General features: G+C 67.2%; 22 protein-coding genes and 1 tRNA gene. 8 read left to right on the forward strand and 15 right to left on the reverse strand.

The window, feature by feature from the left end:
* Positions 1-105 precede the first annotated feature (105 nt).
* On the forward strand, positions 106-903 hold the full coding sequence (locus J1C47_RS11150; RefSeq protein ID WP_207350837.1) for an EAL domain-containing protein: 798 nt from the start codon (positions 106-108) through the stop codon (positions 901-903).
* Between the two features lie 37 nt (positions 904-940).
* On the opposite strand, the gene J1C47_RS11155 is transcribed toward J1C47_RS11150, so the two are convergent.
* Both J1C47_RS11155 and J1C47_RS11160 read right to left on the reverse strand, forming a co-directional pair.
* Positions 941-2149, reverse strand: a complete 1209-nt coding sequence (locus J1C47_RS11155; protein WP_207350838.1) for an acetyl-CoA C-acetyltransferase — start codon at positions 2147-2149, stop codon at positions 941-943.
* A 360-nt stretch (positions 2150-2509) separates the two neighbouring features.
* Complete coding sequence (locus J1C47_RS11160; protein ID WP_207350839.1) at positions 2510-2983, reverse strand: MerR family transcriptional regulator; 474 nt, start codon at positions 2981-2983, stop codon at positions 2510-2512.
* A 310-nt stretch (positions 2984-3293) separates the two neighbouring features.
* Here J1C47_RS11160 and J1C47_RS11165 point away from each other — a divergent pair, with 310 nt between their 5' ends.
* From J1C47_RS11165 to J1C47_RS11180, 4 genes are all read left to right on the forward strand, one after another.
* Positions 3294-7217 (forward strand): peptidoglycan-binding protein, encoded by a 3924-nt coding sequence (locus tag J1C47_RS11165; protein WP_207350840.1) that lies wholly within the window; start codon positions 3294-3296, stop codon positions 7215-7217.
* 132 nt (positions 7218-7349) lie between these two features.
* The gene (locus tag J1C47_RS11170; protein ID WP_207350841.1) at positions 7350-8279 is read left to right on the forward strand and encodes a TSUP family transporter; all 930 of its coding nucleotides are present in this window, start codon (positions 7350-7352) and stop codon (positions 8277-8279) included.
* Positions 8276-9229, forward strand: coding sequence for a TIGR02186 family protein (locus J1C47_RS11175; protein WP_342591967.1), 954 nt, complete (start codon positions 8276-8278; stop codon positions 9227-9229). Before J1C47_RS11170 ends, J1C47_RS11175 begins: the two co-directional genes overlap by 4 nt.
* A gap of 111 nt (positions 9230-9340) precedes the next feature.
* Entirely contained in the window at positions 9341-9856 is a 516-nt protein-coding gene (locus J1C47_RS11180) for a DUF3429 domain-containing protein (protein ID WP_207350842.1), read from the forward strand.
* 12 nt (positions 9857-9868) lie between these two features.
* Here J1C47_RS11180 and pdeM read toward each other — a convergent pair whose 3' ends face one another.
* From pdeM to J1C47_RS11205, 5 genes are all read right to left on the reverse strand, one after another.
* Positions 9869-10582 (reverse strand): ligase-associated DNA damage response endonuclease PdeM, encoded by a 714-nt coding sequence (gene pdeM / locus J1C47_RS11185; RefSeq protein WP_207350843.1) that lies wholly within the window; start codon positions 10580-10582, stop codon positions 9869-9871.
* Between the two features lie 164 nt (positions 10583-10746).
* Positions 10747-12381: an alpha-amylase family protein gene (locus tag J1C47_RS11190; protein ID WP_207350844.1), complete on the reverse strand. Its 1635-nt coding sequence runs from the start codon at positions 12379-12381 to the stop codon at positions 10747-10749.
* A 79-nt stretch (positions 12382-12460) separates the two neighbouring features.
* Positions 12461-14503 carry a peroxidase family protein gene (locus J1C47_RS11195; protein WP_207350845.1) on the reverse strand — a complete coding sequence of 681 codons (2043 nt, stop codon included), beginning with the start codon at positions 14501-14503 and terminating at the stop codon, positions 12461-12463.
* Positions 14504-14682: 179 nt separating this feature from the next.
* A complete protein-coding gene (locus J1C47_RS11200) occupies positions 14683-17286 on the reverse strand; it encodes a ligase-associated DNA damage response DEXH box helicase (RefSeq protein WP_207350846.1) in 2604 nt (867 codons plus the stop codon).
* A gap of 63 nt (positions 17287-17349) precedes the next feature.
* Positions 17350-18018: a toll/interleukin-1 receptor domain-containing protein gene (locus J1C47_RS11205; protein WP_207350847.1), complete on the reverse strand. Its 669-nt coding sequence runs from the start codon at positions 18016-18018 to the stop codon at positions 17350-17352.
* Between the two features lie 368 nt (positions 18019-18386).
* Here J1C47_RS11205 and J1C47_RS11210 point away from each other — a divergent pair.
* Positions 18387-18460 (forward strand) — tRNA-Gln (locus J1C47_RS11210).
* Positions 18461-18609: 149 nt separating this feature from the next.
* Complete coding sequence (locus J1C47_RS11215; protein ID WP_207350848.1) at positions 18610-18837, forward strand: hypothetical protein; 228 nt, start codon at positions 18610-18612, stop codon at positions 18835-18837.
* Positions 18838-18860: 23 nt separating this feature from the next.
* On the opposite strand, the gene J1C47_RS11220 is transcribed toward J1C47_RS11215, so the two are convergent.
* Complete coding sequence (locus J1C47_RS11220; RefSeq protein WP_207350849.1) at positions 18861-19106, reverse strand: winged helix-turn-helix domain-containing protein; 246 nt, start codon at positions 19104-19106, stop codon at positions 18861-18863.
* Between the two features lie 17 nt (positions 19107-19123).
* Here J1C47_RS11220 and J1C47_RS11225 point away from each other — a divergent pair, with 17 nt between their 5' ends.
* A complete protein-coding gene (locus J1C47_RS11225) occupies positions 19124-19447 on the forward strand; it encodes a hypothetical protein (RefSeq protein ID WP_207350850.1) in 324 nt (107 codons plus the stop codon).
* Positions 19448-19498: 51 nt separating this feature from the next.
* Here the strand turns inward: J1C47_RS11225 and J1C47_RS11230 are convergent, their stop codons facing one another.
* Genes J1C47_RS11230 through J1C47_RS11260 form a run of 7 tightly spaced genes read right to left on the reverse strand, consistent with a single transcriptional unit; the run spans position 19499 to position 25988 of the window.
* Entirely contained in the window at positions 19499-19906 is a 408-nt protein-coding gene (locus tag J1C47_RS11230; RefSeq protein ID WP_207350851.1) for a hypothetical protein, read from the reverse strand.
* A complete protein-coding gene (locus J1C47_RS11235; protein ID WP_207350852.1) occupies positions 19906-20541 on the reverse strand; it encodes a hypothetical protein in 636 nt (211 codons plus the stop codon). Before J1C47_RS11235 ends, J1C47_RS11230 begins: the two co-directional genes overlap by 1 nt.
* The gene (locus tag J1C47_RS11240) at positions 20538-20840 is read right to left on the reverse strand and encodes a hypothetical protein (protein WP_207350853.1); all 303 of its coding nucleotides are present in this window, start codon (positions 20838-20840) and stop codon (positions 20538-20540) included. The genes J1C47_RS11235 and J1C47_RS11240 overlap by 4 nt, the downstream gene beginning before the upstream one ends.
* Positions 20840-24172 carry a phage tail length tape measure family protein gene (locus tag J1C47_RS11245; RefSeq protein ID WP_207350854.1) on the reverse strand — a complete coding sequence of 1111 codons (3333 nt, stop codon included), beginning with the start codon at positions 24170-24172 and terminating at the stop codon, positions 20840-20842. Before J1C47_RS11245 ends, J1C47_RS11240 begins: the two co-directional genes overlap by 1 nt.
* A 1-nt stretch (position 24173) precedes the next feature.
* Positions 24174-25127 carry a hypothetical protein gene (locus J1C47_RS11250; RefSeq protein ID WP_207350855.1) on the reverse strand — a complete coding sequence of 318 codons (954 nt, stop codon included), beginning with the start codon at positions 25125-25127 and terminating at the stop codon, positions 24174-24176.
* Complete coding sequence (locus J1C47_RS11255; protein ID WP_207350856.1) at positions 25127-25747, reverse strand: hypothetical protein; 621 nt, start codon at positions 25745-25747, stop codon at positions 25127-25129. Before J1C47_RS11255 ends, J1C47_RS11250 begins: the two co-directional genes overlap by 1 nt.
* A 4-nt stretch (positions 25748-25751) precedes the next feature.
* On the reverse strand, positions 25752-25988 hold the full coding sequence (locus tag J1C47_RS11260; protein WP_207350857.1) for a hypothetical protein: 237 nt from the start codon (positions 25986-25988) through the stop codon (positions 25752-25754).
* Between the last annotated feature and the right edge of the window lie 202 nt (positions 25989-26190).

A 26190-nucleotide genomic window follows, 5' to 3' on the forward strand; every position in this document is an offset into this window, starting at 1 on the left:
CCTTCGAAATGAATGCTTTGAGGCGATGCGACGATCCGACGTTGAGACAGTCTCAAGGATTGCACGGCATCGTCATCCTTGCAGACGAAAGCAAGGAAATCCCCGATGACTGCTCACGAATGCCCCGGCTGCCAGGGCTCGAAGCCGCTCGACTTCTCCTTCTCGATGGCCTTCCAGCCGATCGTCGACGCAGGGGCCGGCCGCGTCTGGGGTTACGAGGCGCTGGTCCGCGGCGAGGCGGGCGAGGGGGCCTATTCCGTCCTCGGCAGGGTCTCCGCCGAGCAGAAGTACCGTTTCGACCAGGCCTGCCGGGTCAAGGCGATCGATCTCGCCGCACGTCTGTTTCCGCGCAGGGACCTGCATCTGTCGATCAACTTCCTGCCCAACGCCGTCTACGAGCCGGCGGCCTGCCTGCGCGCGACGCTGGCCGCGGCCCGCAAGCACAGCTTTCCGCTCGAAGCGGTGATGTTCGAGTTCACCGAATCCGAGGAGATGGCGGACGTCGCGCATCTGAAGCGGATCATCACCGAATACCGCCGCATGGGCTTCATCACCGCGCTCGACGATTTCGGCGCCGGCTATGCCGGGCTCGGCCTGCTCGCCGACTTCCAGCCCGACCTCATCAAGATCGACATGAAGCTGGTGCGGGACGTCGACAGATCCCATCCCCGCCAGGCGATCCTCGCCGCCATCCTCTACGTCGCCCGCGAACTCGGCATCACCGTGCTCGCCGAAGGCATCGAGACGGAGGCCGAGTTCGGGGCGCTGAAGGCGGCCGGCGTCAACCTCTTCCAGGGCTACTACTTCGCCAAGCCGGCCTTCGAGGCGCTGCCGACCCTCGAAGTGTCGCTGGACGTGCCGTGGTGCGACGCCGGGCAGGAAAGGCTGGCGCAGACCGCCTGAACGCCGCCATGCCGCCGGGGCAGACATCGCGGCGCCCTCACACCCGCTCGATGATCGTCGCCGTGCCCATGCCGGCGCCGATGCACAGCGTGACGAGCGCCGTCTGCTTGTCCTGGCGCTCCAGCTCGTCGAGCACGGTGCCGAGGATCATCGCGCCGGTGGCGCCGAGCGGATGGCCCATGGCGATGGCGCCGCCATTGACGTTGAGGATCGCGGGATTGATGTCGAAGGCCTGCCGAAAGCGCAGCACCACCGCCGCGAAGGCCTCGTTGAGCTCGAACAGGTCGATGTCGCCGAGCGTCATGCCGGAACGCTGCAGCAGTTTCTGGGTAACGTCGACCGGCCCGGTCAGCATCAGCGCCGGATCCGAACCGATGTTGGCGAAGGCCCTGATCCGCGCCCGCGGCCGGGCGCCGATCGCCTCGCCGCCGGCCTTCGAGCCGACGAGTACGCCCGCCGCGCCGTCGACGATGCCCGAGGAATTGCCGGCATGGTGGACGTGCTCCACCGCCTCGATCTCCGGATGGGCCTGGATGGCGACGGCGTCGTAGCCGCCCATCTCGCCGATCTGGGCGAAGGAAGCCTTCAGGCTGCCGAGCGACTGCATGTCCGTCGTCGGGCGCATGTGCTCGTCGCGGTCGAGGATCGTCATGCCGTTCTGGTCGACGACCGGGACGACAGACTTGGCGAAGCGCCCCTCGGCCCACGCCTTGCCGGCGCGTTTCTGGCTCTCGACGGCATAGGCGTCGACGTCGTCGCGGGAGAAGCCGTATTTGGTGGCGATGAGGTCCGCCGAGACGCCCTGCGGCATGAAATAGGCCGGGATGCCGACGGAGGGGTCCATCACCCAGGCGCCGCCGGACATGCCCATGCCGACCCGCGACATCGACTCGACGCCGCCGGCGATGACGAGATCGTCGGCGCCCTGTGCGACCTTCGCCGCGGCGAGGTTCACAGCGTCGAGACCCGAGGCGCAGAAGCGCGAGATCTGCATGCCGGGCGCCGAGAAGGCGTAGCCGGCCTCGAAGGCGGCCGCCTTCGGAATGACGCTGCCCGCCTCGCCGACCGGGTCGACGCAGCCGAAGATGATGTCGTCGAGCGTGGCGGTGTCGATACCGTTGCGCTCGCGCAGGGCTTCGAGAACCTTGGCGCCGAGGCGGACGGCGGGCACCTCGTGCAGCGCGCCGTCCTTCTTGCCGCGACCGCGCGGCGTGCGGACGTGATCGTAGATGTAAGCTTCGGCCATGAGCGTTGCCTCCTCTCCCATGATCCGTGGTGCCGGGCCGCGCCGCAATCGGGACGAGGCCGCATCCATCGCGTCGCCGGTCTATGGCTTACATTGACGTAAACGTCAATGGCGCGGTGCCCGGTGTCCGTCCGCCCAGGCGGAGGCTCCGGAGCCGGACCGGCTTGGACCGGTTTGAAGAGGGAAAGATTGCCGAGGCGGCGCCCACGGCAAGGTAGCAATCGCGTCCCGCAGGAACGCTGCGCCGGGCTCGTGCGGACGATACGACAAGGCCCTCGCCGACGCGGGTCGGCGGAGCCATGTCCGGGTCGTTCGGCCCGTCGGCAAAGGCTCCGCCGAAAGCGGAGCCGGCCGGACGGTTCAGCCGGCGGCCTCGTCGAGCCGCGAGCGCGTATAGTCGATCGTCTTGTCCATCGCGCGGATCGACTCTTCGATCTCGCGCTTCTGCTCCAGCAGGATGTGGCGCTGTTCTTCGAACCGCTCGAGCGAGACTTCGAGCTGCTTCCGCTTGCCGTTCGGCTGATGGTAGAGCTCGATGAGCTGCTTGGCCTCGGTGAGGGAGAAGCCGAGCATCTTGGCGAGCAGGATGAGCCGCAGCCGTGCCCGGTCCTTGCGGCTGTAGAGCCGCGTCGTGCCGCGACGAGCCGGTGCCAGCAGGCCGCGATCCTCGTAGAACCGCAGGGTCCTCAAGGTGACGCCGAACTCCTGGGAGAGGTCGCCGATGCGGAACGTCTCCTTCTCCGCGTGGGGGTCGCCGCTGATCCCCAGGAGGAAGTCGATGTCGACCTGGGCTTCGTCTTCTTCCGGTCTCGCGACCGCTGTTAGGTTTGCCATTACGAATTTCCGTTTTTGCCCCGAGATCCGGGTCGACCTGCCGGAGGGCAAGCCCCGAATCCCTACCTAGAGGAATATCGATCCAAATGCGGCTCTTCAAAGACAGATTTGTAACAGAGGGTCGCCGGACACGATCGGACTCCAGCTTCAAGCCGGGTTCCGGGTCTAATCCCCTATGAGCCGTGGAGGGGACCGTCTTCGCCCCACCCGTCGGGAAATGGTGCGGAGCGGGGCCGCGCCAAGAAGGCGCGCACAGCGTGCAGAGGCTGGACCGACGGGCCGGCCCTTGGAAAACCGGGAAGAGCGGGAAATGGCCGACTTGCAAGGGATGGAAAAGGGCAGGCATCGCGGTGCGGAGGAGGGTTCCTCGCTGGAATCCCTGAGCCGGACGCTCGAGGAGCTCGAAGCCCGTCTGTCGAAACTGACCGCAAGCCATGCCCGCGCCGCGGCGGATCTGCACCGCCACGAACCTGCCGCCGCCAGGCCCGATGCGGCCGAGCCCGTGCTTCTCGCCGCCTCCGCCGGTCGCCGGGCGGTCGGTGCCGCGCGGCCCTCGCCGCGCACCGATCTGTCACAGGCGGTTTCCGAAATCGTGATGCGCCAGCGCACGCTCAACCGTTCGGCGGCGGCCCGTCCCGCCGCGGCCGGAGCCGCGCTGCGCGAGGCGCCGGTCGACGACATCTCCGCGAAAGAGCGGAGCGAAGCCCAGCCCCGGGTGACGCCGCTGCCGGCCACCGACGAGGCGGCCGCAGCGCGGCTCGCCGCGCGGCCGAAGGTTCCGGCCGGCCCGAGCATCACCGAACAGCTCGAGCGGCTGCGCGAGGAACTGCGCGCCGACATGGCGAAGAGCTTCCAGCCGCGCTTCGACGACATGCGCGACGCGGTCGACGAGCTGCGCCGGATGATCGCCGAGCGGGCGAGCAGCGCCAAGATCGACGCCGAGATCGCCCGGGTCCACGAGGGCCTTGCCCGCATGGCGACGAGCGGCGCCGACGAGGTCGGCGTCGAGGGCCTGCGCTCGGAGCTCGATTCGATCAAAAGCCTGGTGAAGGACGTTGCCCGGGAGGAGAGCCTGCGGCTCGCCGACGCCAAGTGGGACGACATCCGCGAGACGATCAACGATCGCGAGGCAGCGTCGACCACGGAGCGGCGCGACATCAAGGACGAGCTCGAACGCCTGCGCATGTCGCTCGGCGGGCTGGCGAGCGAAGAGCACATCAAGGCCGTCGAGCGGCGCTGGGACGAGTTCGAGAGCCGCTATCTCGACAAGCCGGAGCGCGCCGAGGGGCCGGACCTCACCGAGCTCCTGCGCTCGGAGATGGCGAGCCTGCGCGACAAGCTCGAGACGCTCGCCTCCGAACAGTCGGTGAAGGCGGTCGAGGCGCGCTGGGGCTCGCTCGAGGAGCGCTTCGCCTCGCGGGCGATCGAGGAGAACATCGGGGCGCTTTCGGGGCGCATGGAGCAGCTCGAAAAAACCCTGAGCAGGCTGCCGGACAGCCTCGCGCTGGCGCCGATCGAGGCCCGCCTCGAGGCGCTGTCTGCGGGGCTCGACGCGCTCGGCGCGGCGCGCCGGGACGAGGCCGAGGAAGCCAATTTCCAGGCGCTCGAGGAGCGTCTCGACGAAATCTCGCGGGCCATCGTCGCGGCTGCGACCAAGGCGCCGTCGGTCGACATGTCGCCGGTCGAGCGGGTCGAGGCGCGGCTGCAGGCCCTGCAGACACGGGTCGACAGCCTCGGCGAGGCGGATGTCGAGGCGATGTCGACGCGGATCGCCGAACTCGCCGACCGGATCGAGGGGCTCTCCAACGGCCCGGCGATCGCGGCGCTCGGCGAGCGCATCGAGGCCTTTTCCTCGCAGCTCGACTCCCTCGCCTCGATGCCCGCAAATGCCGGGCCGGACGTCGCCGCCATCGAGGCGCGTCTCGTCAGCCTCAACCAGCGGCTCGAATCCTTTGCGGCGCCGAGCCTCGACCCTGAGATCGTCGGAGCCCTCGAGGCGCAGATCACTCGGCTGTCCGAGCGGATCGCCGAGGTCGGCAGCGCCACGGCGTTGTCGGATCCCGACCTCGACGAGCGCCTTGCCACCATCGAGTTCCGCATCGAGGAGAACCGCGAGGCGATCATCGAATCGGCCCAGGCTGCCGCCGATGCGGCCGTGCGCCGGATGATGGAAGAGGGCGAGGGGCGCCAGGGCGCCTATGTCGAGCAGCTCGCCGGCGACCTGCGGGCCCTGCAGGAAATGTCGCGCGCCAGCGGCGAGCAGAGCCAGACCTTCTACGAGGCGATGCATGCGACGCTGCTCAAGCTCGTCGACCGCATCGACCGCATCGACGCCGAGATCGGCTCCGGCCGCGAGCCGGCGGCCGCCGAGGCCGTGCACGCGGCCCCGGCCGTCGACGAAGCGCCGCGCGGCCTGCGCGGCATGCTGAAGCGCCGCTCCGCTAAGGCCGCGCCGGCCGCCGCCAGGGAGATGCGTCCGGACCCCTGGCAGGAACCGGAATTTGCCGACCACGCGGCCGCCTCGGCGCAGCCGGAAGGCTTCGGCGGGCAGCCGGATGGCGGCGACGCGGGCGATCCCCTCGACGTCGCCTCTCAGGAGGCCAACCGTCCGCTCGCGGTCGGCTCGGGCCAGCCGGACATCGTCTCCCTGATCGAGCGGGTGCGTGCCCAGCAGGCCGGCCGCTCGGAAGAGGACCACGGCGGCAAGGCCGACTTCATCGCCGCCGCACGCCGCGCCGCGCTCGCCGCCGCGGCGGAAGCCGACGTCATGCGCAACAGCCGCGCCGGCGAGGCCGACAATGCTTCGGGCGAGGGGCTCGCCGCGACGATTCGCCGCCGCCGCAAGCCGATCCTCCTCGCCGTCAGCGCCATCCTGCTCGCGGTGCTCGCCAGCCAGATGGCGCCGCGCCTCATGTCCGGTTCGGCGCCGGAGAACCGTGCCGCCCGGGACGCGGTCGCGACCCAGGACCAGGCACTCCCGGCGGGCGGGGAAGCGAACGTTTCCGACACGACGACGGCCGCCGAGCCCGTCTCGAAGAAGCAGGCGACTGCCGCCGGCGATGCGGCCGGCCCCGGCATCGCCGTTCCGGCCGGAAGTGCTTCGAACCGGACCGCGGACGTTCCGGCGCCGATGACGACGGCCGGTGCGCTGCCGAGCCCGAAGGTCGGATTCTCGCTGGACGACGGCCCGAGCCAGGCGGGTTTTGCGGAAACGGCGGGACCCGCCGCCGACGCTTCCGCCATCGACGCGCCGAATGCACAGACGGCCTCGCAGGGCGCCGTCGCCGGCCTTGCCGAGCCGGCGCCCGCCGATGCGGGCGCGGCGACGGACGCGCAGGGGGCACAGCCGGCGATCGCGCCCGCGGACCTGCCGTCGATCCCCGAGGGGCTCGCCTCGCAGCCGCTCATGGCGGCGGCCCAGGCCGGCGATCCGAAGGCGCTGTTCGAGATCGGCCTGAGGCTGATGGAAGGCCGCCTCGGCGAGCCGGATCCGAAGGCCGCGGCACGGTGGTTCGAACTCGCCGCGGGCCGCGACTTCGCCCCGGCCGAATACAGCCTCGGCACGCTCTACGAGAAGGGCAACGGCGTCGACCGCGATCTCGCCAAGGCGCGGGACGAGTATCAGGCGGCGGCCGACGGCGGCAACGTCCGGGCGATGCACAATCTCGCCGTCCTCTATGCCACCGGCATCGACGGCAAGTCGGATCCGGCGAAGGCCGCGCAGTGGTTCGAAAAGGCCGCGAGCTACGGCATGCCGGACAGCCAGTACAATCTCGGCATCCTCTTTGCGCGGGGCGCCGGCGTCGACCAGGATCTCGTCAAATCCTACAAGTGGTTCTCGATCGTCGCCGGCGAGGGCGACAAGGACGCCGCCTCCAAGCGCGACGAGATCCGCAAGGCGCTGACCCCGGCGCAGCTCAAGAGCGCCGATGCCGACATCGCCGGCTTCAAGCCGCTCGCCCGCAACGAACAGGCGAACACCGTCGACATTCCGAAGGAATGGACCGGTCCGTCCGAGAAGACCGAGACCTCCTCCGTCGACATGACGCGGGCGATCCGCAACATCCAGGCAATCCTGATTAAGATCGGCTACGATCCCGGCGCGCCGGACGGCGTCATGGGCGAAAAGACCACCCAGGCGATCAAGGCGTTCCAGAAGGATTCGGGGCTGGCCGCCACCGGCAAGGTCGACGAGACGCTGATCCGCAAGCTGCTGGCCCGCAAGGACGGCTGAGGGCGTCGGGGCGGGGCGCGAAAGACCGGTGCAGCAGGCCTTTCGCCATTTGACACCGGGTGCCCTTCGGGTCAGAAGATTGAGCATCCGCCGCAGTGCGGAATCCCGACAAGATCCATTGGCCGCGCTCCCGTGAATCTCTACCTGCCGATCGCGGAAATCTCTCTCAACGTCTTCGTGCTGGTGGGTATGGGCGCGGCGGTCGGCTTCATCTCCGGCCTCTTCGGCGTCGGCGGCGGCTTCCTGATCACGCCGCTCCTCATCTTCTACAACATCCCGCCGGCGGTGGCCGTCGCGACGGGGGCGAACCAGGTCATCGCGGCGTCGTTTTCCGGCGCGCTCGCGCACTATCGCCGGGGCACGGTCGATCTGCGTCTCGGCACCGTGCTGCTGTCGGGCGGCTTCGTCGGTTCGTTGGCGGGCGTGCTGCTGTTCACGCTGCTGCGGCGTCTCGGGCAGCTCGATCTCGTCGTCTCGCTCCTCTACGTCGTCTTTCTCGGCGGCATCGGCGGGCTGATGCTGGTGGAAAGCCTGCAGTCGATGCTGCGGGCGCGGTCCCAGGGCACCGGCGAAATCCGCCGGCCGGGCCAGCACAGCTGGGTCCACGGCCTGCCGCTGAAGATGCGGTTCCATCGCTCGAAGCTCTACGTCTCGGTCATCCCGGTGCTCGTGCTCGGCTTCCTGATCGGCCTGCTCGCCGGCATCATGGGCGTCGGCGGCGGCTTCATCGCGGTTCCGGCGATGATCTATCTCCTGAGGGTGCCGACCAGCGTCGTCATCGGCACCTCGCTGTTCCAGATCATCTTCACGGCCGCCGCGACCACCATCCTGCAGGCGGCGACGAACCGCACCGTCGACGTCGTCCTCGCATTCCTGCTGATGCTCGGCGGCGTCATCGGCGCGCAGTTCGGCACCGAGGCGGGCCGCAAGCTGCGCGGCGACCAGCTGCGCGCGTTGCTCGCGCTTCTCGTCCTCGCCGTCGGCCTGCGCCTCGGCTGGGAACTGGTCGCCAAGCCCGACGAGCCCTTCAGCATCAGCCTGCCGACGGGAGAGATCGGGTGAAGGGCGCGGTGCAGGCGGCGTCCCTCGGCCTTGGTGCGATCCGGCGGCCTGCGGTCCTCGCGCTCGCATCGGGCTTCGCCTTCGCGCCGTTGCCGGCGCTCGCCCAGCAGGAGGGCAACGAAACCTTCGAGATCGGCCTTTCGACCGGCACCATCTCGATCACCTCCGATTTCACCGGCGCCCGGCTCGTGGTCTTCGGCGCCCTCGACAATGCCGATCCGAAGCTCTTGCGCCAGCAGCGCTACGACATCGTCGTCGTTCTGGTCGGGCCGCGCAGCCCGGTGGTGGTGCGCGAGAAGGAGCGGACCTTCGGCCTGTGGATCAACCGCGGCTCGGAGACCTTCGACGCCGTGCCGGGTTCCTACGCGCTCGCCGCGACGCGCCCGCTCGGGGACGTCGCCCGCAGGGAGCTGCGCGAGCGTCTGTCGCTCGGGATCGAAGACCTGCGGCTCGACCGCGCGCCGGCCGCCGGCCCTCCCGGTACCGCCGCCGACCCGGCGCTCGACGATCCCGACCCGGCGAAGGGGCAGGCGAATGTCAGCCTCGGCGAACGCCGGGCGCGGGCGAGCGTCGGCGGCGGCCCCGTTCCCGAATCCGACGAGAACGGACCGGGCGGTCGCTATGCCGAGGCGCTGAAGCGCATCCGCGAGGCGAAGGGCCTCTACAACCAGTCGGTCGGGACGGTGCAGTTCGTCAGCCCGACGCTGTTTCGGGCCGACCTCTATCTCCCGGCCGACCTGCCGACCGGGACCCACATGGCGCGCGCCTATCTCTTCCGCAGCGGCGTGTTCATCCGGGAGAGCTCCGAGCCGCTCTACGTCCGCAAGTCCGGCTTCGAGAGCTACATCGACGACGTCGCCACCCGCTACGGCGTGCTCTACGGCATCGTCGCCGTGCTCCTCGCCATCTTCACCGGATGGTTCGGCCGGCTGGTCTTCAAGCGCGATTGACGCGGCGCCCGCGTCGGCCGCGGCGGCAGGGCCGGCAGGGGCGGGACGGCGCCTGATGGACGTGACGCCGCGCCCGGTGACCTTGCTGCGCTCCCGCCTATCTTCTGCTCCATGAGCACGATTGATCAGAGCGAGGGTGACGACGTTTCCGGGCCGGCGGCTGCCGGGCCGCGCGCCGGCGGGCGCCACCGCGACCACCGGCGCACGGCCTGGACGCTCGGGCTCTTCGGTCTCGTTCCCTTCGTGGTCATGACCGCGCTGCTCGTCTATGCCGGGCGGAACTTCATCGCCTATCCCCAGCTGATCCTCGCCTTCGGTGGCTATTCGGCGACCATCCTCGCCTTTCTCGGCGGCATCCGCTGGGGCTTTTCGCTGGCGCCGCAGCACCAGGCGATCGGCACCCTCGTCGCCGCGGTGCTGCCGTCGCTCCTCGGCTGGGCGCTGCTTTTCGCCCCGAGCCCCTGGAGCTTCGCCGGCTTTGCGGCGGGCTTTGCCCTGACCGGCCTGTGGGACGTCGTTTCGGCGCGCCGCGGCGAACTGCCCGCTTGGTTCGGTCGGCTGCGCCTCGTCCTCGCCTCGGTCGTCACGCTGTGCCAGATCGCCGCCTTTGCGTCGACCTGGGGCTGACCTGCACCAGGGTCAGCCGGCGGACAGCGCGCCGAACCGGACCGGATAGATGCCGGCATGGCCGATCATGCAGGCAAGCGCCCGGCTGGCGTCGAACAGCCCGTGAAACGCCCGGTCGAGAACGTTCAGCCCGCCGGTGGTGACGCCGAAGGAGGGCAGGATCATCCGCTCCCCGTCGGTGGCGAAGCAGGCCCGGCGCGAGCCGCGGCCGGCGAGCTGCGCGACGGGATGGAGATGGCCGGACACTTCGCCCCGGCGCCGGCCGGCACTCGGCTCGTGGCGGAAGGCGAGGGCGCCGATCGCGACCTCCGCCAGCGTCTCGCCGCCGATCCCGACCGGCGGCTCCGGATCGTGGTTGCCGGCGATCCAGATCCAGTCGCGGCCGGCCATCAGCGAACGCAGGGACGCGCGCTCGCCGGCCGGCATCAGGGCGGCGCCCTTCACGTCGTGGAACGAATCGCCGAGGCAGACGACGCGTGCCGGGCAATAGCGATCGAGGCAGGCGGCGAGCAGAGACAGCGTCGCGGCGGTGTCGTAGGGCGGCAGGAACATGCCGCGCCGGGCGAAGGCCGCGCCCTTTTCGAGATGAAGGTCCGAAACGACGAGGCAGTTTTCCGCGGCAAGGTAGAGGACGCCGGCGGGATCGCAGGCGACCCTTTCGCCCGCCAGCGCCATTTCGAGCGCTTCGCAGCCAAGCTGCGCCCGCCGCCGTGCCAGAGCGTTCATCGCCGTTTGCTCCCCGTCGTCTCGCGGCATCGCCGGCCCCGCCGCGGGACCTTCGTTGCACGCAGCGCTGATTCGCGTTTCGTTCTTTCTGGCCGAGACGGCGGGGGGAAGGCAAGAGTCGGGGCGGGCCTTCGCTGCGGCAGGACGGCGCAGGCTGACGGCGATCACGACCCTTCCGCCGGCGGCTCCAGCCGCAGCCACTCGTAGCCATAGGCGTCGAGACGCAGCGTCAGCCCGTCGCGCGAGCGGTCGAGATCGATGCCGGCGCGCAGCACCGGACGGACCTCGCAGCCTTCGATCAACGCGGTCATCTCGACGGTCTGCGGCGCGTCGGAGAGATTGTGCAGCGTGATGAGGGTGTTGCCGCGCCAGGAATAACGAAGCCCGATGATCGCGGCGCCGTCGACGTCGAGCACCTCCGGCGGGCTCCAGCCGATCTCCGGGCAGCTTCGCCGCGCCCGGATCAGCCGCTGCACCGTCGAGAACAGCGAGGTCGGGTCGATCCGCTGGGCGTCGGCGTTGACATGGGCGTAGCCGAACGGCCCTTCGCTGACCGGAACCCGGACGCAATCCTCCGGCCTTGCGGTGGAAAAGCCGCCGGAGCGCTTCGCCGACCACTGCATTGGCGTCCTCACGGCGTTGCGTTCGGGAAGGGCGAGATTGTCGCCCATGCCGAGTTCGTCGCCGTACCAGATCACCGGTGTGCCGGGCAGGGACAGCATCAGCGAAAAGGCCATGGCGATGCGCCGCTCGTCGCCGCCGAGCATCGCCGCGAGCCGCCGGCGGATGCCGCGGTCGTAGATCTGCATCGACTTTTCCGGTCCGAAGGCGGCGAAGACCTCGGCCCTTTCTTCGTCCTCCAGCCGGCCGAGGTCGATCTCGTCGTGATTGCGCAGGAAGGTCGCCCATTGCGCCGTCTCCGGGATCGTCGGCAGCGCGGCCAGAAAGTCGCGCACCGGCGTCGCCTCGCGGCGCGCCAGCGCCAGGAACAGCCGCTGGTTCAGCGGAAAGTTGAAGACGAGGTTCAGCCGGTCGTCATTGCCGAAATAGTCGCCGGCCTTCTCCATCGGGATGTTCGCCTCGGCGAGCAGGATCGCCTCGGCCCGGCGCCAGGAGAGGAAGCGGCGGATCTGACCGAGATAGCCGTAGGGGGAGAGCCCGTCGTCGGGGCCCGCGAGGTCCTCGATGATGAACGGGACGGCGTCGACCCGGAAGCCCGAGACGCCGAGCTGCAGCCAGAAGCCGACGATCCGCTCGATCTCCTCGCGCACTTCCGGATTGGCGACGTTGAGATCGGCCTGGTGCTTGTAGAAGCGGTGGAAGTAATAGGCCTGGCGCTTGCGGTCGAAGGTCCAGGTGGATTCCTGCACGCCGGGAAAGATGATGCCCTTTTCGGCGTCGGCCGGCTCCTCGTCGGCCCAGACGTACCAGTCGCGATATTTCGGATGGCCCGCCCGGCTCATCTGGAACCACGGATGGTCGATCGACGTGTGGTTGACGACGAGATCGACCATGATCTTCAGGCCGCGATCCTTGGCCGCTTGAGCGAATTCGACGAAATGGCCGAGATTGCCGAGCCGCGGATCGACGCCGTAATAGTCGGTGATGTCGTAGCCGTTGTCCCGGTCCGGCGAGGGATAGAAGGGCAGGAGCCAGATCGTGTCGCAGCCGAGCGCCTCGATATGGTCGAGCCGGTCGGTCAGCCCCTGGAAATCGCCGACCCCGTCGCCGTCGGCATCCATGAAGGCGTCGACGTCGAGACAATAGATGACGGCGTTCTTGTACCAGAGATTGTACATCGTGCGCTCCGGCCGGAAGGGACGCACGATGAGTTAGGGCGGCTAGCCGAGGAGGGCAGCGCATTCTGACCGCTTGCCGTCAGCCCGCGCTTTGGGCGGCCGACTTCGGATCATCGCCCGTGCTCTTGCACGCCGATGTGTCGCCGCCCGGAGTTGGAGGGCAGTAAGGCGGCGGGGCCTGATCCGGGTCGCAGCAGTCATGGACGATGAAATCAGGCTGCTTTTCCGCCCATTCGACGAATTTGACGATATCGAGCAGCGTGACTTTCTTGCGCTTTGGCTCATCCGGATATTCGACCTCGCCCTGCGAAGGAACGAGACCGCCCCGGTAGACGTCCGGCTGCCAAGGTGTCTGTTCGCGAACCGCCCGGAACACGGAATGCTCGCCGTAGTCGATGCCCCAGAGGAGGACCTCCGCGACCAGCCGACTGCCGAGCGAGCCGAGACGGCCTTGAATAGCGTTGGGGTCTGCAGCTCTCTCAACCTCGGCCTCTCGTAGCAGATAGTACCACAACGGCGTGCGGAAGGGAGGGCAGTCGCAGCTGGACTGCTTGAAGAGCGGATGGAACTTGTCCGGATCATCCGGATCACCTTCGTTATTCTCGACCTGCCTGGGAGTCAGCCTCACAATCTGATTCGTCCGATCCAGAATCCGATTGTAGAAATCGACGAGATCCTCGCCGGAACAAACGCCGATGCTGTCGCTGCGCACCAGATTGCGGAAGGCGAGGTTGCCGACCAGCTTGAGATCGTCGGGAATGGCGCTCTGCGGCAGATCGAACGTCACTTCGTTGAGCTTCGTGTCGATGATGTTCGAGTCGAGTCTCTCATCGGGATCGTTGAGGAAGTAGGTCCAATCGATGATGCGGCTGGCATTGAGGCATTTTCCGCCTTGAAGATCGGTGCTGCCGTCGGACAGGCTGTCGAACAGCCGGAAGACGTATTTGAGATCGTCCTTTTCCGACGGTGCCCGCAGGCTGTATTCGCTGCGGATCTGCGCATGGCCGAAGCGGAAGCCGATGGCGAATTCATGCGGCATGCCGAGGACATCGCCGCCGCATACGGTCTTGCCCGGCTTGTTGCCGAGGCCGTCCCGATCGCCGGTCAAGATCTTCGCCCGGACATCAGCGATGATCTCCGGCTGGGCGATCAGCGGCAGATATTCGTCGAGGATCATCGCCTGCCAGGTGAGGATCGTCTGCCTGCGTGCCTCGCAGTAGTCAAAGCCGAGGGAGCGGAAGGCGTTGTGCAGGCGCATGGCGAGGATGTGCACCTGCAGGACGATCTGGTTCTCGTCGTTGCGCTTGTCGCCGATCAGCGCGACCTTCACCTTGCGGCCGTCACTTTCGCCATCGCGCCGGCAGACGTCGAAGCCGATCCGCTCGCCGTCAGAATTCTCGACCCGGCGAAAGCAGAAATATCCGTCCTTCATCGGGATTTCGCGCGGCTTGCCGGGATTTTCGTCGTCGACCCGCGGGCCGTAGACATTGTCGAGATCGATCAGCGGCGAGGCGTCGTTCGGAACCAGATTGGTCTGGTCATCGAACAGGTTCACCGCGTTCAGCGTCAGGTCGTGATCGATGAACTGGCCGAGGAAGGTCATTGCCGCCGGGATGGTCGGGCTCGGATCGTTGAATTGCGAATAGGTGCGGCCGACGGAGCCGTAGGGCTTGGCAGACGGCGCGCCGTCTGCCGGCGTGGCAGGGCCACTTTCGACCATACCGGGGTCTGGCACTATAGGGCTGAGCATATGGCGATTGGGATAGCTGAGAAAACTGATCAGCTCGGATCGAAGGTTATACGGCTTGTTGACGAGAAAGTAGAAGAAGAACGTCGGCACCATGTCGGCCATCGCCGCGGCATGCTGCATCATCGCATGCGCCCCATGGGGGCCATGCATCCCGCCGCCATGCCCCATATGGGCCATCGCCATGGCTTCGATCCGCTTCCCGGTCCTTTCCTTGTCGAGCAAGGTGTAGAGGCCGCCGTGCCCCATTACCTCGGTCATCAACGTGCCCATCGCGACGGCGGGGCTGCCTGCCCTGGCCGAGGACATGGCCGCGTCGGCAGCGCGGGTCTGCGTCTTCGCCAGTTCCGCCTGGCGCTCACTTGCATTGGCCATAGGGGGCTCCCACACGAATATCCGTCGTCCCCAAAGCTCCGCCGTTGCCGGAAACCGCGGCGACCACGGTCCCGGCTCCGAACCGGTTCTTACGCTAGGGAATTAGAAACTATCTCAAGTAGCAGTATGGAGTCAATAAAGTTGAAAGTGGAGATAGATGCACTCCACTGGTCGCCGACCTATTCGCCCGCCATCTCGCCCATCGCCATCGCGATCATCGCCTCCTTCGCCGCTTCGCGAAGATCCGCGTCCCGCGCTTCGCCGACGACGCTCTCGCGGCCGATCTCCAGCATGACGGGGACGGCGAGCGGCGAAATCTGGTCGAGGTCGACATGGACGATGTGGTGCTTGATGCGGGCGAGGAGGTCGGAGACGCGGGCAACGTCGAGAAGCCCGGTCGCCGCGTCCGCCCAGGTCGCCTGCATGAGGATGTGGTCCGGCTCGTGGGCCCTCAAAACGTCGTAGACGAGATCGGTCGAGACGGTCACCTGCCGGCCGGTCTTCTCCTGGCCAGGATGGCGCTTCTCGATGAGGCCGGAGATCACCGCGCATTGCCGGAAGGTGCGCTTCAGGAGCCAGGAATCGGCCATCCAGCTTTCGAGATCGTCGCCGAGCATGTCCTCGTCGAACAAGGCGTCGAGGGGGAGCGAGCCCTTGGCGATCATTGCGCCCATGTCGCGCCGGCCCCAGATCGAAATGGCGTAATCCGTCGCGACGAAGCCGAGCGGCATCGCCCGGGCGCGCTCCAGCCGGCGGGTGAGCAGCATGCCGAGGGTCTGGTGGGCGAGGCGGCCTTCGAACGGGTAAAGCACCATGTGGAAGAGCTTGGCGTTCGGAAAGGTCTCCACGAGCAGATCGTCCGGCCCCGGAATCACAGACTTCAGCTTCTGGATCGACAGCCAGTCGCGCACCTGGTCCGGCAGGGCGTGCCAGCGGGCGGGATCGGCGAGCATCGCCCGGACTTCCTTGGCGAGATAGGTCGTCAGCGGAAATTTCGAGCCGCCGTAATAGGGCACCTTCGGCTCTTCGCTCGCCGCCTTGGTGACGAGGCAGGTGGTCTCGAAGATGCCCTCGAACTTCAGAACCTCGCCGGCGAAGAGGAAGGTGTCGCCGGGGGAAAGGGTTTCGAGGAAGGCTTCCTCGATCTTTCCGAGCGCCCGGCCGCCTCTCGCGATCGCCGCGGCGGTGCGCCGGCGCACGAGCCGGATCTCCAGCATCGGCGCCTCGATGATCGTGCCGGCGTTCATGCGGTACTGTTGCGCGAAACGCGGATGTGTCAGCCGCCAGGTGCCGTCCTCGGTGAGCCTGATCTTGGCGTAGCGCTCATAGACCTTCAGCGCATAGCCGCCGGTGGCGACGAATTCGACGATCCGCTCGAAGGTCTCGCGGGGAAGACCGGCATAGGGCGCGGCCGAGGTGACCTCGTCATAGAGATCGTCGGCGCGAAACGGCGCCGCCACCGCCATGCCGAGGACGTGCTGGGCGAGGACGTCGAGAGCGCCGTCCCGGAGCGGCGGGGTGTCCTGCGCGCCGAGATAGTTGGCGTCGAGCGCGGCGCGGCACTCCATCACCTCGAAGCGGTTGGCGGGAACGAGGATGGCCTTCGACGGCTCGTCCATCCGGTGGTTCGCCCGGCCGATCCTTTGCGCCAGCCGCGAGGCGCCCTTCGGCGCGCCGACATGGATGACGAGATCGACGTCGCCCCAGTCGATGCCGAGATCGAGGGTGGAGGTGGCGACGACGGCGCGGAGTTCGTTCTTCGCCATCGCCGCCTCGACTTTGCGGCGCTGGCCGACGTCGAGCGAGCCGTGATGCAGCGCGATCGGCAGCGTCTCCTCGTTGATCCGCCACAGCTCCTGGAACAAGAGCTCCGCCTGGCTGCGGGTGTTGACGAAGAGCAGCGTCGTCCGGTGTGCCTTGATCGCCGCGTAGATTTCGGGGAGCGCATAGCGCGCCGTATGCCCCTGCCAGGGAACGCGCTCCTCTGAATCGAGGATCTGAATGTCAGGCCTGGCGCCGCCCGCGACGGTGATGAGATCGGCCTCGGGCTTCAGTTCTGCTGCAGCATCAGCATCCGCATCAGCCGTTATGCCGTCTCCCGTCCGTTGATTCTGCGCCACCAGCCAGCGACACAGCTCCGCTGGCTCGGACACCGTCGCCGAAAGCCCGATCGTCTGCAGCTCCGGCCGCAGCTTCCTGAGCCGCGCCAACCCCAGCGCCAGCAGATGCCCGCGCTTCGACGTGACCAGCGAATGCAGCTCGTCGAAGACGACGTAGCGAAGGTCGGAGAAGAAGTCGGCTGCGTCCTTGCCGGCGATCAGCAGTGCCAGTTGTTCCGGCGTCGTCAGAAGGATGTCCGGCGGCTTCAGCTTCTGGCGCTGGCGGCGCACTTGGCTCGTATCCCCGGTGCGGGTTTCGAGCGTCACCGAAAGCCCGATCTCGGCGACCGGCCGCTCGAGATTGCGCTGGATGTCGGTGGCCAGCGCCTTCAGCGGCGAGACATAGAGCGTATGCACCCCGCGCGGGCGGGCGCCTGTCTTCGGCCGGCCGCGGCGGTGGAGATCGACCAGCGCCGGCAGAAACCCGGCCAGCGTCTTGCCCGCCCCGGTCGGCGCAATCAACAGTACCGAAGCGCCGGCCTCGGCTTTCGTCAGCAGCTCCAGCTGATGCGCCCGCGGCGCCCAGCCATGGCCGGCGAACCATCGGAGGAAAGGTTCGGGCAGGGAGATCGGCGCGCTGTCGGGCGCAAGAGGGGTAGGGCGTGCTGTCACGGTCAGGAACATAGGGGCGATCGCCAAACATCGCCAAAGCTCCCGCGCTTTGGGCAGTGCGGCTATCTCTCCGCTTCAGGAGCCTCTGGCCCACTCGTCTCGCGCGCCGCAAGTGCCCAACTTTCGAACAGGTCGCTTGCGTTTCCATCCGGATCGTGAATGGTCCCGTCCGGATCGATCCTGTAGCGCGGCAGCCGACGGCGTGTCGTCGGTGATCTCGAAGCCGTCCGGCGTCGCGATCAGCGATGGGCCGGGGGAGGGTATTGGGGCCGGCTCGGTCTCGACATAGTCGGTGATCGAGCGGGCGATCTGGACGCTCGCCGCGTGATAGCCGTCGTTTCGCGGCCGCCAGTTGACGATCGGCCGCAGCTCCCCGCGCTTCGTCGAAGGCACGCATTGCCGCTCGGCAAAGATCTGGTCCCAATGCGAGTGTTCGAGGATGACGGGGAGGACCAGCGCACCCCGGTTTTCCGCCTGAAGGATCGCCGGCAGCTCGCTGCCGCGGATATAGGTCGAGGCGAGGAACCGGTTGGTGACGAGGCAGATGAAGATGTCCGATTCACGGACGGCCTTGCGGATGCCCTCGTCCCACATCTCGCCGGCCCTCAAGCGCCGGTCGTCCCAGATCGTGAACCCCTCCGACCGGCGCACGGGATCGAGATGCGTCAAAAACGCGTCGAGCCGCTCGGTGTCTGCATGGGCGTAGGAAAGGAAGATCTGCACCATCGGTTGCGATGCTGGCATGCGGCCAACCCAGTGGCAAGCCGCGTTGCCGCCGCTGTCGTCGCTCGCCGGACGAAGCCGCTACCTGTCGGAACCTTGGTTTTTCCTGCGGGAGCCGTCCGTGGCTCCGGCCTTTCGCTCCCGACGTCCTTGCAAATTTTCGCATGCGATTGCCCTGCGGCCCGGCACGGGGCGGTTTCCACATTAACGACGGTCGTTTCCGGAGATCCCGATGATAGGCGGCAAAAATCCACCCCGGCAGGGTTCACATCCTGCGGCGAGACCGCTATATGACAGCCCGTCGCCGCGGTTCGTCCGGACGGCAAGCCCTGCGCCAGCAAGAGCCGCTACCAGGTTCGGCGCAGACACGGCGCCCCGGGGGCGCCTGGTGGGGAATAGGTTAACGGTAGACCAGCGGACTCTGACTCCGTTAGTCCTGGTTCGAATCCAGGTTCCCCAGCCACTCAATTTTCTAAGCAAAATCAGCCACTTGAACGATATTAAGAGCGGCAAATCTGCTTGTCTTATGTCGCATCCATGTTGCAGTGAGTTCCCTTGATTTTCAGCGGTTTCCTGCGACACTCGGCAGCTCCACGCGACATGGAATGCGACATGACGAAGGATGAAGCGAAGCAGGCCCAAGCGCAGCTGCGCGACAGATGGAGCCGCGAGACCGGCACCCCGAAGTCTGCTGAAGCAGACCCCGACTATGCGGATTTTCGACGCTGGTGCTCTGCGCAGGGCTACGACTCCTACTTCAAATTCCGGTCCATGAGAGGCGCCGAGGAGGATTCGGAGGGCTGGTTCATCGACGACTTCAAGCAGCGCTGGCGGTACTGACGTTTCCCGCACTTCGATCCGGCCTAGTCCCAATGCTCCTCGCCGTCCGGCTGAAGCGTTAGGCCGGAACGATCCAAGCCCGCCCTGCGATCGAGGAATGCACGGATGGCCGGCCAATATCGCCGATCGTGGAACATCGGATCCGGCCGCGGGAAGCCTTGCCGCTCGAGGATCGCCGCAGCTTGGCGATAGACTGCGACCGGCACACCGACGCGCCTCGCCGCTTGCGCGTCTGTCACAAACAGGGGATGGTCGGCGTTGTCGTTCATCCTTGTGACCTAGACTAATGCGAAAGCGAGCGCTCCTCTCTCGCGAAGAGCTTCGGCCCGACGATCTGCTGACGCTTGCGCAGGCGTGCGAAGTTCTCCTCAATGGGAACCTCACCCCCGCGTCGCTCCGCCGAGAGCGCGAGAAGGGCAGGCTTGTGACGTTCAAAATCGCCGGGAAGGAATTCGTCACGCCCAACTCGATCATCGCAATGCGGCTTATGTGCACCTGCCCGCCGATCGAGAGGGTCGAGGGGCTATCCGCATTCCAGGTCCTCGATTCCGTTGAGGCCGGTGATCTGACGCTCGAGGCCGCAATCCCCCATCCCTCAAAGGTCCGATAATATCTGCATATCGGACCCTTGCTCCCGTAGGTCGCTCTGAGCACCCTACGGTCAGCCCCTCACATCGAACTGATACGGCACCGCCCAGGACAGCCGATAAAGCCCGCCGACGTCGTTGTTGTCGTCGCTCACGGGTGACGTCGGCGCGAAGGTCAGCACGCCATCGAACCGCTTCCCCCGGAACACGGTGGCAATCTCCTCTGCCCACTGCCGGCCCGCTGCGATCGCGGCACGATTGCGCGGGACGCTGAGGACGAAGCGCACGCCTCCTTCCTCCCGCCAACGGTTGCCGCCCGGATCGCCGATGCTCGCCTGCCGGCTGGACGAATAGGGGAACTGCACGACGAGGAACGGGGCGCCGTCGCCGGCCTCAAGGCTTCCCTCGGGCCGGATTTCGCAGGCGTTGAAGTTGGCGGCCAAGCGGGCGCGCACGGCGGTGTCAACGGTGGGATGTGCCATCAGTAGAGCCTCACGATGATTGCGGGGGTGCGGCTGGCTCGCTCGGCCTTCCGCTGGCCGACGGTGGACTTTTCGGGCGCCTTCTCGACTGCCTCCCATCCGAAACGAATGTCGGCCGTGTTGCCGAAGCGCCGATTTGCCATGGCGGCGACGACTTCGAAGACGCCCGCCGGGGCCTGAGACGACAGCGGGGCCCGGTCGACATCGCCCTCGATCTTCCGGCTGTAGGGCGCGAGGTTGAGAAACACGAACCGCTTGGCGCCGGCCGGCAGTGGATCGCCTGGCGTGTGCTCGACGCCATCAACGAACAAGCGGTGCGCCCGCTGATAGGCGCCGGTGAGGACCGGCGACGCCTTCAGGAGCTCGGCGCCTATCCATTCGATGACCTCGCCGCCGAGGTCAAAGTCGGCGACGATCTTGCCATCCGGCCGCACGGTCGCGAGCGGCGCGCCTTGGCGTCCGTCGACCGTGACGCGCGGATCCGGCTGCCGCCCGCCGAGCGCCGCAGCGTTCGCCGCCTGCGCCTTGGCGATCTCCTCGGCCGCGAAGGTGGCGAGGCGCGCCGACTGCGCCTCTGGCGACGAAAGGTCCGACACGATCAGCCGGACCTCGGCGAGGAACGGATCGTCCGTCATTGCTCGAGCTTCCGACGAAGCGCCTCGATAAGGTCGACGATCATCTTCTCGAACCGGCTGCGAAGCACCGCCTCGGTTTCGTTCAGGTAGATCGCGGCGACGAGCGGGCTCACTCCCTCAGCGAGCATCTTCTCAGCCTCGCTTCGGATGGGCAGGATAAGCCGCCGAAGCGCCTCGTCCCGATTGGCGCAAAGCCAGTCGATAGCGTCGTCGTCCGCCGCCATGTCGCGGTCCCAGGCGTCGAAATTGCGATGGGCCTCCCGGCGGACGCGCTGGCGGAATTTTGCGATCGTCTTCATCAGCGCACCAATGGTGTCTTGGCGCCGCGCTGGCTGAGCGCCCGGTTCGACTTCCTGCCCTTGCTGAGGGTCTCGGAAACCATGTCGTCCATGATGTTGATCCGCAGGCGCTTCCCGCCGCGGCCGTCGTCTTCCTGCTGCGCGGTTACCTTCGATCCGTTCCGGTTCTCGATCGTGACCGGCATGTTTACGACCGGCGATTGACCGTTTGCGGGCGAGTGCGCGCGGGCAATGGCCGACTGCCGGTTCACGATCGTGCGCGCCGGCGCCGCTACCGCCCCACCGTCTGCATAGCCGCGCCCGCCGAGGCGAATAGCCTCAACGGCGCCCACACCGCCGGCCCGGGCGACGTCCGCTTGGCTGAAGACGACCTCGCCCTTGTGGACGATGCCGGCGGGCTCATGGACGCCACCGGGCCCGGTGTAACCTCCGGTGTCGAAGAAGGACGAAACGAGGTTCGCCAGCATGGCGCCGATGTTGTAGGCGCCGCTTCCCGACATGCCGCCGCCCATACCGCCGCCCGGCGCGGCGTTCTGAAACGCCTGCAGGAAGGTTTGCACCACGCCACCGAGCCCGGGGACGAACTGGTTCGCGATCTGGCCGGCGCCGCCTAGGATCGTTCCGTTCAGGCTCTGCTGCAGGCCGGTTGTGAACGTCGAAGCCGCCGGTGCGAGCGTGGAAGCCGACTGCTGAAGAGCCATTGCCGACTGCTGGATCTGAGCCTGCATCTGCTCGATCGGAACCGTCTGAGCGCCCCGAAGCCCTTCCCATTTACCGATCCCAGCCTTGTCGGCGCCGTACCATGCCCCCCATCCGTTCTTGGCGGCGTGGTTCAGTGCGTAATCGATGCCGGCATAGGCGCTGCGCGGATCGGCTGGATCCATCCCTGTATCGCGCATGAACGCATTGCCGAGGCCGCGGCCGAAGCCGGTTCCCGGCCCGCCCTTGAGCAGTTGGAAGGGCCCGAAGGACGGCTCGCGATAGCCGTTCCGCCGATAGTTCGACTGCCAGATGCCTTCACCCAAGCCTTCGGACCGGGCAACGCGTAGAGCGGTCTCAGCATCGATGCCGCGCACGTTGGCCGCTTGGCGGATGTAGGCGGCCAGGTCGCTGACGGGCGGCACCTTCCCGTTGTCGTTCACGCCGGCGAGCTTGTTCACGGCAGCGAGTGCGCCGCCTCGCTCGACATTGCCGACAGGCGCCCCGCCGAGCGCCGCTGTCACGCCGACGCCTCCGATGTTCACCACGGCGGCGTTGACATTCATGGCGTTCGTCATCTGCGACGTCGGAAGAGCCGGCGCCTGCGGATTGAGGAACAGATCCGAGAAGGTCGGAAGCTGGCTTCCGGTCAGCGAGTTCTTCAACGGGTTCTTGATGCCAATCTCGACGATCTGCTTCTGCAGGTCATCGAGGATGCTTGTCAGGCCCGACTTCCAATCGCCGGACATCAGCGCGTCGACGCCTTTGTCGATGGCGTCCGTCTCCGCCTTGTGGACGACGTCCCAGGCTTTCGCCAGCCGGTCGACCTCGGCGGCGTAATCGGACACGGCAGCAGCGGCGCGGCGGTACTGGTCGGCGCGGTCGCTAAGCGGATCGATGCCGGCCTGTCGGATCGCCTGCTCGGCCTTCATGGCGTCGGTCAGGGTCCGGGTCGCGTCGGCATTGAGTCCGATGGCCGCCGCCTGCGCCTTGACCTGATCGACCTGCGTTTGCAGCGGATCGAACAGACCGCGGTTCGTCGCGATCTCCAAAGCCTGCTTGCGCGCCGCTCGAACCTCCCGCCACGCCGCGGCGTTCTCGGGGTTCAATGCGATCTGCCGCTCGATCTCGCGGTTGATTTGCGCCATCTCTGCCGCGTAGCCGCGGAGCGAGGCGTCCGCGATCGCGTCTTGCGCCTCCCGTAGGGCATCGGCGGCGGACTTCGCGGCAGTGTCGACCTTTTTCATGGCGTCCGCCTGCGCCTTCAGGCCTTCAACCATGGCGTCGTATCCCTCGGGATTGAGGCGTTGCATCAGCGGCACCGCACCGCCGAACTGCCGCGGCTGCTCCCGCATCGACGGAATCGCCAGCCGCGACGTCTTGCCGGCGGCGATGTCCGCTGCCCCGCCGACGGCGCCGAGGGCGTTCGCCAGCTCGCGTGCATTCACCGACCCTTTGAGCAAGTCGTCGGCGATTTTGACGATGACGCGCGGCTGGTCAGGCGCGATCCGGATCTTCGCGATTTCGTCCCGGAACTCGGCGACCGTGATCTTGCCCGACTCCAGCCGATCGCCGAGGGTCCGAATTTGCTGCTGTCCCGCGAGGACTGCCGGAGACAGATCCTTGAACGAGGTGACGAAACCTTGCGTTTTCGCGGTCAAGGTTTCGATCTCCTGCGCAAGCGTCGCGCGGATCTCCGCCTCGGTTCCTTGAATGAGCGCAGACGCGACGTTCGGCGATTCCTGCCGGGCCCGTTTGAAGAAGTCGGCGGCTGCATCCGCTGCGCGCCCGTACCCCGCCTCGAGCTCGTCGAGCAGAGTCTTGTAGCTCTTAAGCGCTTCCTCGGCCGTCTTCACCTCCGGGCCCGATGCGGCCTTCCAAAGTAGATAGGCGGCCGTCGTCGCCGCACCGGCGGCGAGACCGATCGGGGCGAAGCGAACAACGAGCGATGCAAGCTCGACGCCAAGCGCCTTCACAGAACCGCGCAAGCCGCCGGGGCCCGAGGCGAGCGCATCATAGACCTGCGCGGCCTGGCTCGTGATCACTTGGAACGGGCTCGCCCCCATCGCGAGCATCGTGCCGACGTCCTGCGCCTGTCGGCCGAGGTTCAGCATCTGGTTGGAGGTCAGGCGCACGTTGTCATTTGCGCCGCTGGCCTGGTCACCGACCTGCTTGAACCGAACTGCGGCGAGGCCGAGCAGCTCGTTGCCGCGCTCGAGGCTGAACTTGCGGCCGGCCACGGCAGCCGCGACCTTCGCCTCGGCCGCCTCATACCGCTGCAGGTTCCGCACGGCCGGATCGAGACTGCGCTCCAGCGACTCGATGGCGCGGCTCTGCGAAAGCGTCAGCTTCGTGGTCTCGGCGGTCGCCGCTTTCACGCTGGCGAGGTCGGACGCGTATTGCGAAAAGCCGTGGTTCTTGAGCGCCTGCTGAACGCGCTGCAGATCGGTCGCGAAGGTGCGACCGCTCGCGCCCGCGGCCGTCAACGACCGATCGAACTGCCGCGATCCGTCGGACGCCGTCGTGGCGGCGCGCTGGACGCTCTGGCCGAGCTTCTCGACATCCTGCGCGGTCTCGCGAACGCCGCGCTGCTGCGCGGTGACGGTGAGCCGCCGATAGACTTCTCCGGCCATGTCAGCGGCCTCCCTTTTTCTGGAAATCCCACTCTTGGGGCTCGCTCACGGGCTCACAGCGCATTCGGGCGCGGTCGCTGTTGTTTTTCCGATTGGCGCAGCTCTGCGAACAGAAGCGGCGCGGCCGGGAGACGACCTTCAGCGAGAAGATCGAACCGCAGCCTTCACAGGTCACCTGCGGACGGGGCTTGCGCCATCTTTCGATGCCGGTCGCTGCGGCGTCGGCGCATGTCTTCGAGCAGTATTTCTGCCGCTGACCATGGTTCAGCCTGGAGCGAAATGCCGTCCCGCACTGCTCGCAATTCACCTCAGGCTTGGACCTTTCGGCGAGCCCCCGACAGCGCACACTGCAAAAGAGCTGACCGCTGTGCGCTATGAACGGCCGGTTGCACTGCTCACAGGTGCCGGTCCTCTGCCGGACTTCTTCCGCTGACGTGCGGGATATCTGAGCGAGATAATCGGCAAGCGACCGCCGCTCGCCGGACATACGGGCCTTGGTCAAGCTCGCGGCCGTGGAGCACAGGTCGGAACAGAACTTCGCCCTGCCGGAAGCCTTGCGCTCGTCGGGAATGGATGTGCCGCATCTGGAGCAATAGTAGTGCTCGACGCTGAAGTTTGCGGCGCATTCCGGCTGACCTTGGTCCCATGTTGGGCGAACGGCGCCTATCTGCTTCAGGGCTGCAGAGACAACATCGGCAGCGGCATTGTCAGCGTCGACCCACTTCCAACCCTGCATGATGAGCGAACGGCGGATGCCGGATCTGCACGCCCCTTCGAATTCGAAATAGGTCGGCTCTCCCGTGCGCAGGATAGAAGCCGCGCTCTCGACGAGGCGCAGCATCACTTGATGATTGAGCTGGCGGCATTTCGCCTTAGCCTTCGCCGCCGCCTTCGCTTCGCGCCTGGTCTGATCGGCGCGAATGATCCGCATCGCTGTGTGAGTGAGCTGCAGCATTAGAACAGCCTCCGATATGGCTGTAGAAGCTGCTCGGCCTCAGGATCGGCGAGGACGCTGCCTGCGCCTGGCACCCACCACGACGTGGAGCCGATGCCTTCGACGGTCTCGCTCTTGATGAGCTGGTCTCTGCCGGACAGCGAGCGATAGGCGCCGACGAGGCGGATGGCCGCGCGCTCTACCGGCTCCGGCAGGGTTGTCGCCGGCGCACCGTCCTCGTCGGACGGCAGGACGTAGCCGGCGCTGTACGTGACCGTGAGCCGGGCGCCGCTCCAGCAAAGCGGATAGCCGTCATCATCGATCCGGTAGAGCAGCCCGGTCTCGGCATCTTGGCGAGTGTTCTCAATGTCGATAGCCTGCGTTCCGTCCAAAACCTCCGTGATGGCGATGACAGGCGACCGGCTGAGAAGAACCGCCGAGCCCCAAAGGAACGCGTCGAAGGTTTCGCGCACCGTCTCAAGGCCGAACGGCCGCCGGCAATAGTCGGCGATGACGCGCGACGCCTGGTCGATAAGGGTGCTCACCGCCGCATCTTCGGTCGGGGCGAAGTCCAGCATTGCCCGCGCCCGTTCGAGCGTGGTCAGATTGGCGGCTGTGGCAGCCGTGACGACGGTGAGCATGGCATCAACCCTTGTTCGGACGGGTTCGACGGGCGGGCGGTGCCGGCGGCTGCTTGGCTGCCGGTTCCTGCCGCATCTTGTTTTCGGGCTTGGGCGCCGCGGCGACGCGACGGGCGAGCTTCAGCCGCTCCAGCTCGTCGGCGCGCGTGGCGCCGACGGTGAAGCGATCGCCGACGTCGCAGGGGTCACCCTGCGGCGTGCGGTTGAACGGCTTGAGCGCCTCGATCTCGACGTCGCTCATGATCAGCTTGCGTCGCCGGCGACGAGGTTGCCGTAGACGAAGGATTCCGGCCGCGTGACGGCGAGCGCGAGCCGCTGTCAAACGGCTTCGGAACGGGACCCCTCATCGGCGTTCAAACGGGCCCCCTCTTCGGGTGCCGAATGCGCAACGGCCTCGTTATCGCGTAGCCGTAGGCGAGCGATGACGAGGCCGTTGCGTGCGG

The organism is Jiella sonneratiae, from assembly GCF_017353515.1.
In the GTDB taxonomy this organism is placed as follows: domain Bacteria; phylum Pseudomonadota; class Alphaproteobacteria; order Rhizobiales; family Rhizobiaceae; genus Jiella; species Jiella sonneratiae.